Below are 16,527 nucleotides of genomic sequence, written 5' to 3' on the forward strand. Positions count from 1 at the left end.
CGGGCAAAATCAGGAACACAGGAATTAATATATATTTAACCCCCCCCTTACAAAGGTGAGTTTATATCGAGTTATTCCCTAAGTTGTCGTTACTTATTCCAATTCGTTACTATGAATATGGCAAAAATATTACAACAAACAGCGGTTAAAAAATTTGGTGAAGATTTTTTGTAATAATCCTAATTAGTTATGGGATTTTCGCTTGATGTATCTGCATAACAAAAACAATATGCGCCATTTTTGCATTACTAATAAGAAAAAGCAAAAAACATCGATATTCATTTTTGTTCAATGGATTTTCTGGCCTATCGTTATTATTGTGCTACTGGTTATCATTTTCATCTTGCCAGGATCGCACGTAATCACGTTATTCGGGGACTTTATCTGCGGGATATTACCCTTCAGGTAAGTCCTTTTCTCGCCAGCATATTGGAGCGAGATCAATATTGATCAGCTGTGAAGAGGGCTGATGTGTAGTGGAACAAAAACTGACGTTATATCACTGCTAATGAGATATCAGTCATCTGAACACTTATGTCTTTAATTATTCTCGTGGTTCACTGTAGGCAATAAGCACAAAAGTGTAGGATGTTACAAGAATGATTAGGACTCGGTGAAATGAAAAATCCACGCAATTGCGTGGATTTTATATACTTTTGCGCTCTTCATGAGATTTAGCGAAACCTCATGAGACAATAAATTAATTAGACGTTGAAAAGGAAGTTCATCACATCGCCATCTTTCACGATGTAATCTTTACCTTCTGCACGCATTTTGCCTGCTTCTTTCGCGCCTTGTTCACCTTTGTAAGTGATGAAATCTTCAAACGAGATGGTTTGTGCACGGATAAAGCCTTTTTCAAAATCAGTATGGATTTTGCCCGCTGCCTGCGGCGCGGTTGCTCCAACCGGAATGGTCCATGCACGCACTTCTTTCACCCCAGCGGTGAAGTAAGTTTGCAGGTTCAGCAGCTTATAACCGGCACGGATCACACGGTTCAGGCCCGGTTCTTCCAGCCCAAGCTCCTGCATAAACTCGTCACGTTCTTCGTCGTCCAGTTCGGCAATGTCTGCTTCAACAGCAGCACAAACCGGAACCACAACAGAACCTTCTTTCGCCGCGATTTCACGCACCTGGTCAAGATATGGGTTGTTTTCAAAACCATCTTCGTTGACGTTGGCTATGTACATTGTTGGTTTCAGCGTCAGGAAGCTCAGGTAACGAATAGCCGCTTTCTCTTCAGCGCTTAAATCCAGCGCGCGCAGCATACCTGCGTTTTCCAGCTGGGGCAGGCATTTTTCCAGGACCGCCAGCTCAGCTTTCGCGTCTTTATCGCCACCTTTGGCTTTCTTCTGTACGCGATGAATCGCACGTTCGCAGGTGTCGAGGTCTGCCAGCGCCAGTTCGGTGTTGATAACTTCAATATCGTCAGCCGGGTTAACTTTGCCGGAAACGTGAATGATGTTGTCATTTTCAAAGCAGCGAACAACGTGACCGATCGCTTCGGTTTCACGGATGTTGGTCAGGAACTGGTTACCCAGACCTTCGCCTTTCGATGCGCCTTTTACCAGACCGGCGATATCGACAAATTCCATGGTCGTGGGAAGCGTACGTTGCGGTTTTACGATTTCAGCCAGTTGATCCAGGCGAGGGTCAGGCATTGGTACGACGCCTGTGTTCGGCTCAATGGTGCAGAATGGAAAGTTGGCCGCTTCAATACCGGCTTTGGTCAGCGCGTTGAACAGGGTAGATTTCCCGACGTTGGGCAAACCGACGATACCGCATTTGAATCCCATGATTTAAATCACCTTAATATCTTAATAATCAACCTGTTATTGCTAACAGATTGCAGAAATGGAAATAACTTTGCCTATTATACACGGCACTCGGCAAAAATGCCGCAGACAACGACTTATTGCGCTTTAAAGGCGTGCAATCGGTTCGTTGCTTTGGTCAAGCCATCTGTAAACCACATTTCAGTACAACGCGCCGCTTCGTCGATGGCTTCATCAATTAACTTCTGTTCACTAACAGGCGGTTTGCCTAACACAAAACCGACAACTTTATTTTTATCGCCCGGATGACCGATTCCGATGCGTAAACGGTGAAAGTTAGGGTTATTACCCAATTTACTGATGATGTCTTTCAGTCCATTGTGACCACCATGGCCACCGCCCAACTTAAATTTGGCGACGCCAGGAGGCAGATCCAGTTCGTCGTGGGCCACCAGAATTTCGTCCGGATTAATGCGGAAAAAACTGGCCATCGCCGCAACGGCTTTGCCGCTGAGATTCATAAATGTAGTCGGGACTAACAGGCGGACATCTTCGCTTCCAAGGGTGACTCGCGAAGTATAACCAAAGAATTTAGCCTCTTCGCGCAGCGGAGCGCGCAAACGCTCTGCCAGTAAGTCAACGAACCAGGCACCAGCATTATGTCGCGTTGCGGCGTATTCAGCACCGGGGTTCGCCAGGCCGACAATCAATTTAATCGTCACGTTTTTTTGTCCTGAGTGTGTACATAACTGGCGCGTAGTTTACTGGTTGCGGCCCCGCTTGACAAAAAACTGCGTATCAAATGCAGATAACGTAATAATTGCCTGAGTGGACTATTAGAAAGTCAAGGTGTTCAGGCGTTTATTTGTAAAGTTTTGTTGAAATAAGGGTTGTAATTGTGATTACGCCCGCACATAACCCACAGGGTGTTGTCTATACTTTACACATAAGGAAGAGGGGTATTCCCTGTTACAACCCAGAAAGTTCCGGAGGTGACATATGAAACGCAAAAACGCTTCGATACTCGGTAACGTGCTCATGGGGTTGGGTCTGGTGGTAATGGTGGTCGGCGTGGGGTATTCAATCCTCAACCAGTTACCACAGTTTAATATGCCCCAGTATTTCGCACATGGTGCAGTGCTAAGTATTTTCGTCGGTGCCATTCTCTGGCTGGCGGGTGCCCGTGTTGGCGGGCATGAACAGGTGTGCGACCGTTACTGGTGGGTTCGTCACTATGACAAACGTTGCCGCCGTAGCGATAATCGCCGTCATAGCTAACAAATAATGCAGTTTGCTGACCAGTCAGTTTGCGCTGACTGGTCAATCTCGTACTTATAAATCCGCCATCGCCGCGCGACGATTCGGGAAGAACGCGAGGCGTCCCGGGATCGGTTGAATGCCTGCGCGAGCCATAGTTCGCAGTGGCTGGAATTCCACGTTGCACACGCGCAGTTCACATCCTTCGGGCAGACGCTTCACAAAACGCTGGAACGCATCAAGACCACCAGCATCAAGTACCGGAACGGCATCCCACTTCAGAATCACAATCCGTTTGCCTTCAAGACGTGACTCCAGGTCCGTGAATAAGCCTTCAGCAGCAGCAAAAAACAGCGGGCCAATAACGCGCAGAACCAGGACATCGTCTGGAACATCTACGACTACCGGTGCCAGGCGAGTCATACGTGCGATACGACGCATAAACAGCAGCGATGCCAGCACGATCCCCACGCTGATGGCAATAACCATATCAAACAGCACGGTCAGTGACATACACAGCAGCATGACGATGATGTCATCTTTCGGCGCATGACGCAGCAAGTCGACCACTTTGTGCGCTTCACTCATGTTCCACGCCACCATCAACAGCAGGGCTGCCATGGCGGAAAGCGGCAGCCAGGAGAGCAGTGGTGCCAGTACCAGCAGGGCGAGAATAACCAGAATAGAGTGGATCACCGCCGAGATAGGGGAAGTTGCCCCGGCACGGACGTTAGCGGCAGAACGCGCGATGGCAGCAGTAGCGGTAATACCACCAAAGAATGGAGCGATGATATTCCCCAGCCCCTGACCGACCAGTTCACTATTCGCCTTGTGCTTAGTCCCGGTCATACCATCCAGTACCACAGCGCAGAGCAGAGATTCGATCGCCCCGAGCATTGCCATTGAGAATGCCGCAGGCAGCAGGGTGCGAATAGAATCCCAGGTTAGCGTGAATTCTGAATTAGGCAGATCCCACGGCAGCACCAGTTGCGGCAGCAGTTGCGGAATACCGTTACCCTGAGAACCATCGGCCAGGACGTAGTGGAATTGCGAACCGATGGTAGCAACATGTCCGCCGAGCAGGTTAACAATCCCCATCACCGCGCAACCAGCCAGCAAGGCCGGAAGGTGACCGGGTAAACGAATGCCCAGACGCGGCCAGAAAACCAGAATGCCAAGCGTCACAATGCCAATGGCAGCATCACCCACATTAATGGTCGGCAGCGCCATAAATAATGCGCCGACTTTTTGTAGATAATGTTCCGGGACATGGGCCATTTGCAGACCGAGAAAATCTTTAATCTGCATGGTACCGATGGTGATCCCGATACCCGAGGTGAAACCTAAGGTGACGGAAACCGGAATATACTCAATCAGACGACCAAAGCGTGCCAGCCCCATCAGAATCAAAAAGATTCCCGACAACAAGGTCGCAACCAGCAGTCCTGCCAGTCCAAACTGTTGCGAAACGGGATAGAGAATTACCACAAATGCCGCAGTCGGACCGGAAACGCTAAAGCGTGACCCACCCGTTAGAGCAATGACAATCCCCGCAACAGCTGCGGTATATAAACCGTACTGGGGGGCCACACCACTACCAATAGCCAACGCCATCGCCAGCGGGATAGCAATAATCCCGACGGTTATCCCGGCAATCAGGTCACGGGTAAACCGTGCGGCAGTATATTTTTCTTTCCAGCAAACGTCGATCAGAGCGCGGAAAGGCATCACATGTGAGGAAAATATTTTGTTCACAATAATGTTTCATCCGTGAGCGCATCATCTGTCAACTAAATGGCAGGTGAAGGAGGCATAGGTCATACAAATGGATATTACAGACAAAAAAACCCGCCGCAGCGGGTCTTTGAGCCGGGTTCGATTAGTGTTCGAACATGGCAGAGATCGATTCTTCGTTGCTGATACGACGAATCGCTTCGGCCAGCATACCTGACAGGGTCAGAGTACGCACGTTCGGCAGTGATTTGATTTCATCGCTCAGCGGAATGGTATCGCAGACAACGACTTCATCAATTACAGAGTTACGCAGGTTGTTCGCCGCGTTGCCAGAGAAGATCGGGTGAGTCGCGTACGCAAATACACGTTTAGCACCACGTTCTTTCAGCGCTTCAGCAGCTTTACACAGCGTACCGCCAGTGTCGATCATATCATCGACCAGTACGCAGTCACGACCTGCAACGTCACCGATGATATGCATCACCTGGGAAACGTTCGCACGCGGACGACGTTTGTCGATGATTGCCATATCGGTATCGTTCAGCAGCTTAGCGATAGCGCGGGCACGCACAACGCCGCCGATGTCCGGAGAAACCACAATTGGGTTATCCAGATTCAGCTGCAGCATGTCTTCCAGCAGGATCGGGCTACCAAATACGTTATCAACCGGAACGTCGAAGAAACCCTGAATCTGTTCAGCGTGCAGATCCACTGTCAGCACACGGTCAACACCGACGCTGGAGAGGAAGTCTGCAACCACTTTCGCAGTGATTGGTACACGAGCGGAACGGACGCGACGGTCCTGGCGCGCATAGCCAAAGTAGGGGATAACAGCGGTGATACGACCTGCGGAAGCACGACGCAGGGCATCAACCATAACGACTAATTCCATCAGGTTGTCGTTAGTAGGGGCACAAGTGGACTGGATGATGAAAATATCACCACCGCGTACATTTTCGTTAATTTGTACGCTGACTTCGCCGTCGCTAAAGCGACCTACAGCGGCGTCGCCGAGTGAAGTGTACAGGCGGTTGGCAATACGTTGTGCTAGTACCGGGGTGGCGTTACCAGCAAAAAGCTTCATATCAGGCACGAGAAGAACCTCAGGCATGCGTCCATTGGTGGAAAGAATCTGCCGAAAACTGTGCGGGCCAGGCATGATCCTTTCCAGGCGGTGTATTAAAGAGCGCGATGCAACGTCTGGAACAAGGTGACGTTGTCACCGAAACTCAGCTTGCCCGGCTTAAAGCATGGCTCTGTGCAATGGGGAAAGATTAACGCCTTTCGCCACAAAGCCATTGAGCCATTCCGGGGCTTGCTCTAGCACCTGGCGGGCTTCAGACTCTGTATCAAATTCAGCAAAGACACAGGCCCCTGTCCCAGTCAGGCGTGACGGGGCGTATTCTAACAGCCAGGAAAGCACCGCATCAACCTCGCGAAAACGTTTTCTTGCGATAACCTCGCAATCATTGCTGAATTCACATTTTAGCAACGTTTCTATTGACCTTTTTGGCGTATTGCGCGGGAGTTCAGGATCTTTAAAAATCACCGGAGTCGGAATACTTACACCAGGGTGCGCCACCAGATACCACTTCTCTGGCGGATCCACCGGCGTTAGTATTTCACCAACGCCTTCGGCAAACGCGGCATGCCCCCGAACAAAGACAGGAACATCTGCGCCCAGCGTCAGCCCCATTTCCGCCAGCTCATCCATGCTTAGCCCGCATTGCCAGAGATGATTTAATGCCACCAGGACCGTCGCGGCATTGGATGAACCACCGCCGAGACCGCCGCCCATCGGCAAACGCTTGTCAATGCTGATATTCGCACCGCTTCCCGTCGGAAGACGCCCGCTGTCTGCCGCAGTTTTCATCAACAACCGCGCTGCGCGAACGATCAGGTTATCTTCATGTTCCACGCCTTCAACGGGCGTTAACAGACGAATATCCCCATCGTCACGAAGCTCAATGCTGATGGTGTCGCCGTAATCAAGAAACTGAAACAGCGTTTGCAGCGTGTGGTAACCATCCGCACGCTGACCGGTAATGTATAAAAACAGATTAAGTTTTGCCGGAGAGGGCCACTGTGTCCGCATTATTTCACTATCCAGTTATCCATTTTTAACTTGATGCGTTGACCACCGTCGGTGAGTTCCATATTGGCTGGCATCGCAGGTTGCGTTTTGGTGTCATAACCACCATAAACAACCTTCCAGTTTTTGCCATTCTGGCTGTAGGTAATTTCGCTCAGGCGGTACTGGTCGTCCAGTTTGTAGTCGGTTGCATCACCCGGTAAACCTAAAATCCACTGGCGCAAGCTGTTGAGCGGAATTGGCATTCCGGTCAATTTGCCAATCATCTCTTCGGCGTCATCGGCGGTATAACGCTGACCTTTATTGTCGACCAACTGCACGTTACCCGGTTGAGCATTCAGCTCCAGTTCCGTGCTGCCCAATGGGTTAGTGAGCAGCAGACGGTAGCGATCCTGGCCGGTTTGCTGCCAGAAAAAGCGGGCGTACACTTTTTGTTGGTCAGAAATATAAGCGAACGCGCCGCGAGTCTGATACTGATTAAGATTGCGCACGTCTTGCTGATGCTGACGCCATTGTGGCGAATCCGGGCTTTTGCCAGGACCTTTGGGCGTGGTAACGGAACAGGCAGTGAGCACAAGAGCAGCCAGCGGTAGCAGGCGGATAAGACGAAAATCGGGCAGGGGCATAGTGATGACAAGTCCTTGAGATACGTTGCAGTTATAACCCTTAATGCTAGCGTTACCGTCCGCTATCGTCTATGTTCAAGTTGTCTTAATTGCCAGAATCTAACGGCTTTCGGCAATTACTCCAAAAGGGGGCGCTCTCTTTTATTGATCTTACGCATCCTGTATGATGCAAGCAGACTAACCCTATCAACGTTGGTATTATTTCCCGCAGACATGACCCTTTTAGCACTCGGTATCAACCATAAAACGGCACCTGTATCGCTGCGAGAACGTGTATCGTTTTCGCCGGATAAGCTCGATCAGGCGCTTGACAGCCTGCTTGCGCAGCCGATGGTGCAGGGCGGCGTGGTGCTGTCGACGTGCAACCGCACGGAACTTTATCTTAGCGTTGAAGAGCAGGATAACCTGCAAGAGGCGTTAATCCGCTGGCTTTGCGATTATCACAATCTTAATGAAGAAGATCTGCGTAAAAGCCTCTACTGGCATCAGGATAACGACGCGGTTAGCCATTTAATGCGTGTTGCCAGCGGCCTGGATTCACTGGTTCTTGGGGAGCCGCAGATCCTCGGTCAGGTTAAAAAAGCGTTTGTCGATTCGCAAAAAGGTCATATGAAGGCCAGCGAACTGGAACGCATGTTCCAGAAATCTTTCTCTGTAGCGAAACGCGTTCGCACTGAAACAGATATCGGTGCCAGTGCTGTGTCTGTCGCTTTTGCGGCTTGTACGCTGGCGCGGCAGATCTTTGAATCGCTCTCTACGGTCACAGTGTTGCTGGTAGGCGCGGGCGAAACCATCGAGCTGGTAGCGCGTCATCTGCGCGAACATAAAGTACAGAAGATGATTATCGCCAACCGCACTCGCGAACGTGCCCAAATTCTGGCAGATGAAGTTGGCGCGGAAGTGATTGCCCTGAGTGAGATCGACGAACGTCTGCGCGAAGCCGATATCATCATCAGTTCCACCGCCAGCCCGTTACCGATTATCGGGAAAGGCATGGTGGAGCGCGCATTAAAAAGTCGTCGTAACCAACCAATGCTGTTGGTGGATATTGCCGTTCCGCGCGATGTTGAGCCGGAAGTTGGCAAACTGGCGAATGCTTATCTTTATAGTGTGGACGATCTGCAAAGCATCATTTCGCACAACCTGGCGCAGCGTAAAGCCGCAGCGGTTGAGGCGGAAACTATTGTCGCTCAGGAAACCAGCGAATTTATGGCGTGGCTGCGAGCACAAAGCGCCAGCGAAACCATTCGCGAGTATCGCAGCCAGGCAGAGCACGTTCGCGATGAGTTAACCGCCAAAGCGTTAGCGGCCCTTGAGCAGGGCGGCGACGCGCAAGCCATTATGCAGGATCTGGCATGGAAACTGACTAACCGCTTGATCCATGCGCCAACGAAATCACTTCAACAGGCCGCCCGTGACGGGGATAACGAACGCCTGAATATTCTGCGCGACAGCCTCGGGCTGGAGTAGCAGTACATCATTTTCTTTTTTTACAGGGTGCATTTACGCCTATGAAGCCTTCTATCGTTGCCAAACTGGAAGCCCTGCATGAACGCCATGAAGAAGTTCAGGCGTTGCTGGGTGACGCGCAAACTATCGCCGACCAGGAACGTTTTCGCGCATTATCACGCGAATATGCGCAGTTAAGTGATGTTTCGCGCTGTTTTACCGACTGGCAACAGGTTCAGGAAGATATCGAAACCGCACAGATGATGCTCGACGATCCTGAAATGCGTGAGATGGCGCAGGATGAACTGCGCGAAGCTAAAGAAAAAAGCGAGCAACTGGAACAGCAATTACAGGTTCTATTACTACCAAAAGATCCTGATGACGAACGTAACGCCTTCCTCGAAGTCCGTGCCGGAACCGGCGGCGACGAAGCAGCGCTGTTTGCAGGCGATCTGTTCCGTATGTACAGCCGTTACGCCGAAGCCCGCCGCTGGCGGGTAGAAATCATGAGCGCCAGCGAGGGTGAACATGGTGGTTATAAAGAGATCATCGCCAAAATTAGCGGTGATGGTGTGTATGGTCGTCTGAAATTTGAATCCGGCGGTCATCGCGTGCAACGTGTTCCTGCTACGGAATCGCAGGGTCGTATTCATACTTCTGCTTGTACCGTTGCGGTAATGCCAGAACTGCCTGACGCAGAACTGCCGGACATCAACCCAGCAGATTTACGCATTGATACTTTCCGCTCGTCAGGGGCGGGTGGTCAGCACGTTAACACCACCGATTCGGCAATTCGTATTACTCACTTGCCGACCGGGATTGTTGTTGAATGTCAGGACGAACGTTCACAACATAAAAACAAAGCGAAGGCGCTTTCAGTGCTCGGTGCTCGCATCCACGCTGCTGAAATGGCAAAACGCCAACAGGCCGAAGCGTCTACCCGTCGTAACCTGCTGGGGAGTGGCGATCGCAGCGACCGTAACCGTACTTACAATTTCCCGCAGGGGCGCGTTACCGATCACCGCATCAACCTGACGCTCTACCGCCTGGATGAAGTGATGGAAGGTAAGCTGGATATGCTGATTGAACCGATTATCCAGGAACATCAGGCCGACCAACTGGCGGCGTTGTCCGAGCAGGAATAATGGAATATCAACACTGGTTACGTGAAGCAATAAGCCAACTTCAGGCGAGCGAAAGCCCGCGGCGTGATGCTGAAATCCTGCTGGAGCATGTTACCGGCAGAGGGCGTACTTTTATTCTCGCCTTTGGTGAAACGCAGCTGACTGACGAACAATGTCAGCAACTTGATGCGCTACTGACACGTCGTCGCGATGGTGAACCCATTGCTCATTTAACCGGGGTGCGAGAATTCTGGTCGTTGCCGTTATTTGTTTCGCCAGCGACCTTAATTCCGCGCCCGGATACGGAGTGTCTGGTGGAGCAGGCACTGGCGCGGTTGCCTGAACAACCTTGCCGTATTCTCGATCTCGGGACGGGTACCGGGGCGATTGCGCTTGCGCTGGCTAGCGAGCGCCCGGACTGCGAAATTATCGCTGTAGATCGTATGCCTGATGCTGTCTCCCTGGCACAACGTAATGCCCAGCATCTGGCGATCAAAAATATCCACATTCTGCAAAGCGACTGGTTTAGCGCGCTAGCCGGGCAGCAGTTTGCGATGATTGTCAGCAATCCGCCGTATATTGACGAGCAGGACCCACATCTTCAACAAGGCGATGTCCGCTTTGAGCCGCTCACTGCGCTGGTTGCGGCAGACAGTGGAATGGCAGACATCGTGCATATCATCGAACAGTCGCGTAACGCGCTGGTATCCGGCGGCTTTCTGCTTCTGGAACATGGCTGGCAGCAGGGCGAAGCGGTGCGACAAGCATTTATCCTCGCGGGGTATCATGACGTCGAAACCTGCCGTGACTATGGTGATAACGAGCGCGTAACGCTCGGCCGCTATTATCAATGACAAGTTTTTCTACACTGCTTAGTGTTCATCTTATTAGTATCGCGCTTTCTGTTGGGCTATTAACCTTACGTTTCTGGCTACGTTATCAGAAGCATCCACAGGCATTTGCTCGCTGGACGCGCATTGTGCCGCCGGTTGTCGATACGGTGTTATTGTTAAGCGGCATTGCGTTGATGGCTAAAGCGCACATCCTGCCATTTTCCGGGCAGGCACAGTGGCTGACTGAAAAGCTGTTTGGAGTTATCATTTATATCGTTTTGGGTTTTATTGCACTCGATTATCGTCGTATGCACAGTCAGCAGGCGCGCATTATTGCCTTCCCGCTGGCGTTGGTGGTGCTGTACATCATCATTAAACTCGCCACCACAAAAGTACCGTTACTGGGGTAAGTCATGAGATCGTTAGCTGATTTCGAATTTAATAAAGCGCCATTGTGCGAAGGCATGATCCTGGCTTGCGAAGCAATCCGCCGCGATTTTCCCTCGCAAGATGTTTACGACGAACTGGAGCGTCTCGTTAGTCTGGCGAAGGAAGAAATCAGCCAGCTTCTGCCTTTAGAAGAGCAGCTGGAAAAACTGATCGCGCTGTTTTACGGCGACTGGGGATTTAAAGCCTCACGCGGCGTTTATCGTCTTTCCGATGCATTATGGCTGGACCAGGTGTTAAAGAATCGACAGGGCAGTGCGGTATCATTAGGTGCGGTTTTATTATGGGTCGCGAATCGTCTCGATTTGCCGCTGCTGCCGGTGATTTTCCCTACGCAGCTGATATTGCGCATTGAATGTCCGGATGGCGAAATTTGGCTGATTAATCCTTTTAACGGTGAATCGTTAAGCGAACATATGCTGGACGGATGGTTAAAGGGAAATATCAGCCCGTCGGCGGAACTGTTTTATGAAGACCTTGATGAAGCTGATAACATTGAGGTAATCCGCAAATTGCTGGATACACTCAAAGCCTCGTTGATGGAAGAAAATCAGATGGAGCTGGCGTTACGCACCAGCGAAGCTTTATTACAATTCAACCCTGAAGATCCCTATGAAATTCGCGATCGCGGGTTGATTTATGCGCAACTGGATTGCGAACACGTTGCGTTGAACGATTTAAGTTATTTCGTTGAACGGTGTCCGGAAGACCCGATCAGCGAAATGATCCGTGCGCAAATAAATAACATCGCGCATAAACATATTGTGCTGCATTAATTAATCGACATTTTACTCAAGATTAAGGCGATCCTATGAAACAAAAAGTGGTTAGCATTGGCGACATCAACGTAGCAAATGACCTGCCGTTCGTACTGTTTGGCGGTATGAACGTGCTGGAATCTCGCGATCTGGCGATGCGCATTTGCGAGCACTACGTAACTGTGACCCAGAAACTGGGTATCCCTTACGTGTTCAAAGCCTCTTTTGACAAAGCCAACCGCTCCTCCATCCACTCTTATCGTGGACCGGGCCTGGAAGAAGGGATGAAAATCTTCCAGGAGTTGAAGCAGACTTTTGGCGTGAAAATTATCACCGACGTTCACGAACCAAGTCAGGCACAGCCCGTTGCTGATGTCGTGGATGTGATTCAGTTGCCGGCGTTTCTTGCTCGCCAGACTGACCTGGTTGAAGCCATGGCGAAAACCGGTGCGGTAATTAACGTCAAGAAACCACAGTTTGTCAGCCCGGGACAGATGGGTAATATCGTTGATAAATTCAAAGAAGGCGGCAACGAAAAAGTGATTCTTTGCGATCGTGGTGCTAACTTCGGCTATGACAACCTGGTTGTCGATATGCTGGGCTTCAGCATTATGAAGAAAGTGTCTGGTAACTCGCCGGTGATTTTCGACGTGACCCACGCACTGCAATGCCGCGATCCGTTTGGCGCAGCTTCCGGTGGTCGTCGTGCTCAGGTGGCTGAGCTGGCACGAGCCGGTATGGCGGTAGGTCTGGCGGGGCTGTTTATTGAAGCGCATCCGGATCCGGAACATGCGAAATGTGATGGTCCATCCGCGCTGCCGCTGGCTAAACTGGAACCGTTCCTCAAGCAGATGAAAGCGATTGATGATCTGGTGAAAGGTTTCGAAGAACTGGATACCAGCAAGTAATCTTTTTTGCTTGAAAAATAAAGTCTTAGCGTTCTGCGTTAAGACTTTTTTCATGGGTGCCAGATACAAAAAAGGCCGCAGGCTGTTACCCCTGCGGCCGGTTTCGGGCGCATATTGCCATCACGGCAGCCTGACGCCCGTTTTCACCTTACTTCCGGTTACGCCACCAGCTGACAATCGCTGCGGCAATAATCCCCGCCAGGATCGGTGCTGCCAGGTCGTGCCAGAAAGTCATGGCAAACTGCGCGAGCGTCATATAGCCGCCTTGTTGTAATGACAACATCTTTGCGGCTATTCTTGAAGTGTCTGGTTTCAAGATTAGCCCCCGTTTTGTTGTCAGGTTTTACCTCTCAACGTGCGGGGGTTTTCTCTTTCCAGCAACCAATGCCACCAGGGATAAAGCCCCCGCAACATTGCGCCTCACCGGATAATTCCGGCTTGGTGTGGATACTACGTCTCAATTCATCTTCACTTCATCCCTGAAATGTTTGCAATAAAGAGTACATTCCGGCTTTTCAACAGCTGTTGCAGTGGTTTCGTGCAGGTTGTGGTACAGGCTCGCAATTCTGATTAACGAGCTGTCCAGGTAGTATGAAGAAATACAATAAGCAGGAATTTATCTTATCTCTCCCGATTTCCGTCATCGGAGGAGATATAACTGTCAGGCAAATATCGTCATCAAATAGGCGGCAAACAGTGCCAGATGCGCTGCGCCATTGAGCACGTTAGTACGTCCGGTGGAGAAGGAGATATGGCACAGCACTAAAGAGGCCACCATCACCACCATTTCTGGCGCACCAAGTGCAAACTGCAATTCGTTACCCGTCATAAAGGCAATTAGCGTGACGACAGGTACGGTAAGCGAAATTGTTGCTAACACTGAACCAAAGAACAGATTCATCGCGCGCTGAACCTGGTTGTTCAACACTGCTTTTAACGCACCTAAACCTTCCGGCGACAGAATCAACAGTGCCACCAGGAAGCCAGTAAAGGCAACAGGGGCATTCATGCTGTCGAGCAATGTCTCCAGCGAGCTGGCGTTCATTTTGGTGACTGCAATAACGGCAATCAGATGGATAATCAACCAGATAGCATGCCACAGGCTGCTATGGGCAGACGTTTTACCGTGGTGCGGGTCGTCGTCATCACTGTCATCTTCGTGCTCGTAGACAAACAAACTTTGATGCGTTTTGGCCTGGATCAGCAAAAATACGCCATACATTGCCGCAGAAATTAATGCTACCAGTAACGCCTGACCGGTTGAAAAATTCGCCGCAGGCAGAGCCATTGGAAATACCAGTACGATTATCGCCAGGGGGAACAGCGCAATTAAATACTGCTTGATACCAAACAGATTCATATATTGGGTGGCAAACTTACGACCGCCCAACAATAATGAAAAGCCAACCAGCCCACCGGTAACAATCATAATGATTGAATAGAGCGTATCACGCATTAGCGTTGGCGCGGCGTCGCCGGTTGCCATTAAAGCTGAAATCAAACTGACTTCAAGAATAACCACTGAAAGGCTAAGAATAAGCGAACCGTAAGGTTCTCCCAGGCGATGGGCTAATACGTCCGCATGACGGACAACACTAAAGGCGCTACTTAAAATACCAATAAGCGCAAGAAGATTGATGGCAATGACCACTGGTAGTGTCTGGCTACTTCCCCACAGGAACAGCACTACCAGCACCAGAACCGGGAAAATAAGCGAAGTCTCCTTGTGGCGGGTTTTTACCGCCTCTTGAGCATTTGACATTATGGTTATCCCTTTGCAGATGAATTTATCGAAAATGTAAAAATAGGTAGGAAAAATAACAGAAAGTGTCTGGATATCGGTAACATTTTACGAATTTTTACCCCGCTGTCGATTTTTTACTCATTGGGGCATAAAAATAAGTATTACGTTTAGACAATGTTTGTTTTAGCGTTTCTTAAGAACAGTCTGACATGAAAATTCTTATGTTTTGGCAAGAGTAGATATTGTTGACCACACTTAATGTTCAACTTTGTAAAAGGAGTCAACGATGCCGTATAAAACGAAAAGCGATCTGCCGGAAAGCGTAAAGCACGTTCTACCGTCTCATGCCCAGGATATCTATAAAGAAGCGTTCAACAGCGCATGGGATCAATATAAAGATAAAGAAGATCGGCGTGATGACGCCAGTCGCGAAGAAACCGCGCATAAAGTGGCCTGGGCTGCTGTGAAGCATGAATATGCCAAAGGGGATGATGATAAATGGCATAAAAAATCGTAAAACCGGTAGCTTAGTTAAAGCTATTCGTGCGGTGTTGCCTTGCAAGTGGTCCGTGGATTGCATATTGTTCCGTTAGTGGTTTCAAAATGAGCGGTAAAAATGTCCGGAAGACACCAAAAAGTTGTCGCAGGGAAGTATGCAGTGGCGGAGGTGTAAGGTGATAACGCGTGATTTCTTGATGAATGCCGATTGTAAAACGGCATTTGGTGCCATTGAAGAATCACTCTTATGGTCAGCAGAACAACGGGCGGCTTCGCTGGCGGCGACGCTGGCTTGTCGACCTGATGAGGGACCGGTGTGGATCTTCGGTTATGGATCGTTGATGTGGAATCCGGCACTGGAGTTTACCGAATCATGCACCGGTACACTGGTTGGATGGCATCGCGCGTTTTGCCTGCGCCTGACCGCCGGGCGCGGGACTGCGCACCAGCCGGGACGGATGCTTGCACTGAAAGAGGGCGGACGCACCACAGGCGTCGCCTATCGACTACCAGAAGAGACGCTGGAGCAGGAACTAACCCTGTTGTGGAAGCGCGAGATGATTACCGGCTGTTATCTGCCAACCTGGTGTCAGCTTGATCTTGATGATGGACGCACAGTAAACGCCATTGTGTTTATTATGGACCCGCGACATCCAGAATATGAATCTGACACTCGCGCTCAGGTCATCGCGCCGTTGATTGCGGCGGCGAGCGGTCCGCTGGGAACCAATGCACAATACCTGTTTTCACTGGAACAGGAGCTTATCAAACTGGGAATGCAGGACGATGGGCTGAATGATTTGCTGGTATCGGTAAAAAAACTACTGGCGGAGAATTATCCGGATGGTGTGTTAAGGCCGGGATTCGCCTGAGTAAACTTCCCTCATAGTGGGGCGTCAGACGCCCCCTTAAACATTAAAATGTGAGCACTTTATCGGCTGACAGCGTCCATTGCGCCAGTTCCACAAGAGTACCGATTTCCACCCCATCAATCAGAGGAAGTGTGCTAATCCCGCGCCCGTCGGTACAGGTTTTGCACAATTTCACCGGTACATTCTGAGCGGTAAGGATCTCCAGCATTTGCTGAATGTTGTAGCCTTCCCCTGGTTTTTGCCCGCGCAACCCGGCTGTGACCGCATCAGACATCAGGAACAGACGCAGATCCAGATTGCTCTCCTGCTCTCGTAACGCAATGGCCAGCCGCAAGCTGTTAAACAAGGATTCGCTCCCGTAAGGTGCGCCATTGGCAACGATCACTATTTTTTGCATTATTTACTCCTGT

Annotated in this window: 19 protein-coding genes; 10 read left to right on the forward strand and 9 right to left on the reverse strand. The window is 50.3% G+C overall.

What is annotated here, in order from left to right; genetic code table 11:
* Positions 1 to 205 precede the first annotated feature (205 nt).
* On the forward strand, positions 206 to 409 hold the full coding sequence (locus tag SF1205a) for a membrane protein (RefSeq protein YP_008439242.1): 204 nt from the start codon (positions 206 to 208) through the stop codon (positions 407 to 409).
* Between the two features lie 295 nt (positions 410 to 704).
* Here SF1205a and ychF read toward each other — a convergent pair whose 3' ends face one another.
* Positions 705 to 1,796 carry a GTP-binding protein YchF gene (ychF, locus tag SF1206; RefSeq protein ID NP_707112.1) on the reverse strand — a complete coding sequence of 364 codons (1,092 nt, stop codon included), beginning with the start codon at positions 1,794 to 1,796 and terminating at the stop codon, positions 705 to 707.
* 116 nt (positions 1,797 to 1,912) lie between these two features.
* Positions 1,913 to 2,497: a peptidyl-tRNA hydrolase gene (pth, locus tag SF1207; protein ID NP_707113.1), complete on the reverse strand. Its 585-nt coding sequence runs from the start codon at positions 2,495 to 2,497 to the stop codon at positions 1,913 to 1,915.
* 277 nt (positions 2,498 to 2,774) lie between these two features.
* Between pth and ychH the strand changes: the two genes are divergently transcribed.
* Positions 2,775 to 3,053, forward strand: a complete 279-nt coding sequence (ychH, locus tag SF1208; protein ID NP_707114.1) for a hypothetical protein — start codon at positions 2,775 to 2,777, stop codon at positions 3,051 to 3,053.
* 54 nt (positions 3,054 to 3,107) lie between these two features.
* Here the strand turns inward: ychH and ychM are convergent, their stop codons facing one another.
* From ychM to lolB, 4 genes are all read right to left on the reverse strand, one after another.
* Entirely contained in the window at positions 3,108 to 4,760 is a 1,653-nt protein-coding gene (gene ychM, locus SF1209; protein ID NP_707115.2) for a transporter, read from the reverse strand.
* Positions 4,761 to 4,911: 151 nt separating this feature from the next.
* Positions 4,912 to 5,859 (reverse strand): ribose-phosphate pyrophosphokinase, encoded by a 948-nt coding sequence (gene prsA, locus SF1210; protein ID NP_707116.2) that lies wholly within the window; start codon positions 5,857 to 5,859, stop codon positions 4,912 to 4,914.
* Between the two features lie 150 nt (positions 5,860 to 6,009).
* The gene (gene ipk, locus SF1211; RefSeq protein NP_707117.1) at positions 6,010 to 6,861 is read right to left on the reverse strand and encodes a 4-diphosphocytidyl-2C-methyl-D-erythritol kinase; all 852 of its coding nucleotides are present in this window, start codon (positions 6,859 to 6,861) and stop codon (positions 6,010 to 6,012) included.
* Positions 6,861 to 7,484 carry a molecular chaperone LolB gene (lolB, locus tag SF1212; RefSeq protein ID NP_707118.1) on the reverse strand — a complete coding sequence of 208 codons (624 nt, stop codon included), beginning with the start codon at positions 7,482 to 7,484 and terminating at the stop codon, positions 6,861 to 6,863. Before lolB ends, ipk begins: the two co-directional genes overlap by 1 nt.
* 213 nt (positions 7,485 to 7,697) lie before the next feature.
* Here lolB and hemA point away from each other — a divergent pair, with 213 nt between their 5' ends.
* The 6 genes from hemA to kdsA are packed head-to-tail and all read left to right on the forward strand — an operon-like array spanning position 7,698 to position 13,003.
* A complete protein-coding gene (gene hemA, locus SF1213) occupies positions 7,698 to 8,954 on the forward strand; it encodes a glutamyl-tRNA reductase (RefSeq protein ID NP_707119.2) in 1,257 nt (418 codons plus the stop codon).
* Positions 8,955 to 8,995: 41 nt separating this feature from the next.
* On the forward strand, positions 8,996 to 10,078 hold the full coding sequence (prfA, locus tag SF1214) for a peptide chain release factor 1 (RefSeq protein NP_707120.1): 1,083 nt from the start codon (positions 8,996 to 8,998) through the stop codon (positions 10,076 to 10,078).
* Positions 10,078 to 10,911: a N5-glutamine S-adenosyl-L-methionine-dependent methyltransferase gene (hemK, locus tag SF1215; RefSeq protein ID NP_707121.1), complete on the forward strand. Its 834-nt coding sequence runs from the start codon at positions 10,078 to 10,080 to the stop codon at positions 10,909 to 10,911. The genes prfA and hemK overlap by 1 nt, the downstream gene beginning before the upstream one ends.
* Positions 10,908 to 11,300 carry a hypothetical protein gene (locus tag SF1216; RefSeq protein ID NP_707122.1) on the forward strand — a complete coding sequence of 131 codons (393 nt, stop codon included), beginning with the start codon at positions 10,908 to 10,910 and terminating at the stop codon, positions 11,298 to 11,300. Before hemK ends, SF1216 begins: the two co-directional genes overlap by 4 nt.
* A gap of 3 nt (positions 11,301 to 11,303) precedes the next feature.
* On the forward strand, positions 11,304 to 12,113 hold the full coding sequence (gene ychA, locus SF1217) for a hypothetical protein (protein ID NP_707123.1): 810 nt from the start codon (positions 11,304 to 11,306) through the stop codon (positions 12,111 to 12,113).
* Positions 12,114 to 12,148: 35 nt separating this feature from the next.
* On the forward strand, positions 12,149 to 13,003 hold the full coding sequence (kdsA, locus tag SF1218) for a 2-dehydro-3-deoxyphosphooctonate aldolase (protein ID NP_707124.1): 855 nt from the start codon (positions 12,149 to 12,151) through the stop codon (positions 13,001 to 13,003).
* Between the two features lie 148 nt (positions 13,004 to 13,151).
* Here the strand turns inward: kdsA and SF1218a are convergent, their stop codons facing one another.
* Together SF1218a and chaA are read right to left on the reverse strand one after the other, a co-directional pair.
* The gene (locus SF1218a) at positions 13,152 to 13,319 is read right to left on the reverse strand and encodes a hypothetical protein (protein ID YP_008439243.1); all 168 of its coding nucleotides are present in this window, start codon (positions 13,317 to 13,319) and stop codon (positions 13,152 to 13,154) included.
* A 345-nt stretch (positions 13,320 to 13,664) separates the two neighbouring features.
* Positions 13,665 to 14,765 carry a calcium/sodium:proton antiporter gene (gene chaA, locus SF1219; protein ID NP_707125.1) on the reverse strand — a complete coding sequence of 367 codons (1,101 nt, stop codon included), beginning with the start codon at positions 14,763 to 14,765 and terminating at the stop codon, positions 13,665 to 13,667.
* Positions 14,766 to 15,033: 268 nt separating this feature from the next.
* On the opposite strand from chaA, the gene chaB reads away from it, so the two are divergent.
* Both chaB and chaC read left to right on the forward strand, forming a co-directional pair.
* Positions 15,034 to 15,264, forward strand: a complete 231-nt coding sequence (gene chaB, locus SF1220) for a cation transport regulator (RefSeq protein ID NP_707126.1) — start codon at positions 15,034 to 15,036, stop codon at positions 15,262 to 15,264.
* 136 nt (positions 15,265 to 15,400) lie between these two features.
* Positions 15,401 to 16,117, forward strand: a complete 717-nt coding sequence (gene chaC / locus SF1221) for a cation transport regulator (protein NP_707127.2) — start codon at positions 15,401 to 15,403, stop codon at positions 16,115 to 16,117.
* Between the two features lie 43 nt (positions 16,118 to 16,160).
* Here chaC and ychN read toward each other — a convergent pair whose 3' ends face one another.
* Positions 16,161 to 16,514 (reverse strand): hypothetical protein, encoded by a 354-nt coding sequence (gene ychN, locus SF1222; RefSeq protein ID NP_707128.1) that lies wholly within the window; start codon positions 16,512 to 16,514, stop codon positions 16,161 to 16,163.
* Between the last annotated feature and the right edge of the window lie 13 nt (positions 16,515 to 16,527).

This window comes from Shigella flexneri 2a str. 301 (assembly GCF_000006925.2).
GTDB lineage: Bacteria > Pseudomonadota > Gammaproteobacteria > Enterobacterales > Enterobacteriaceae > ECMA0423.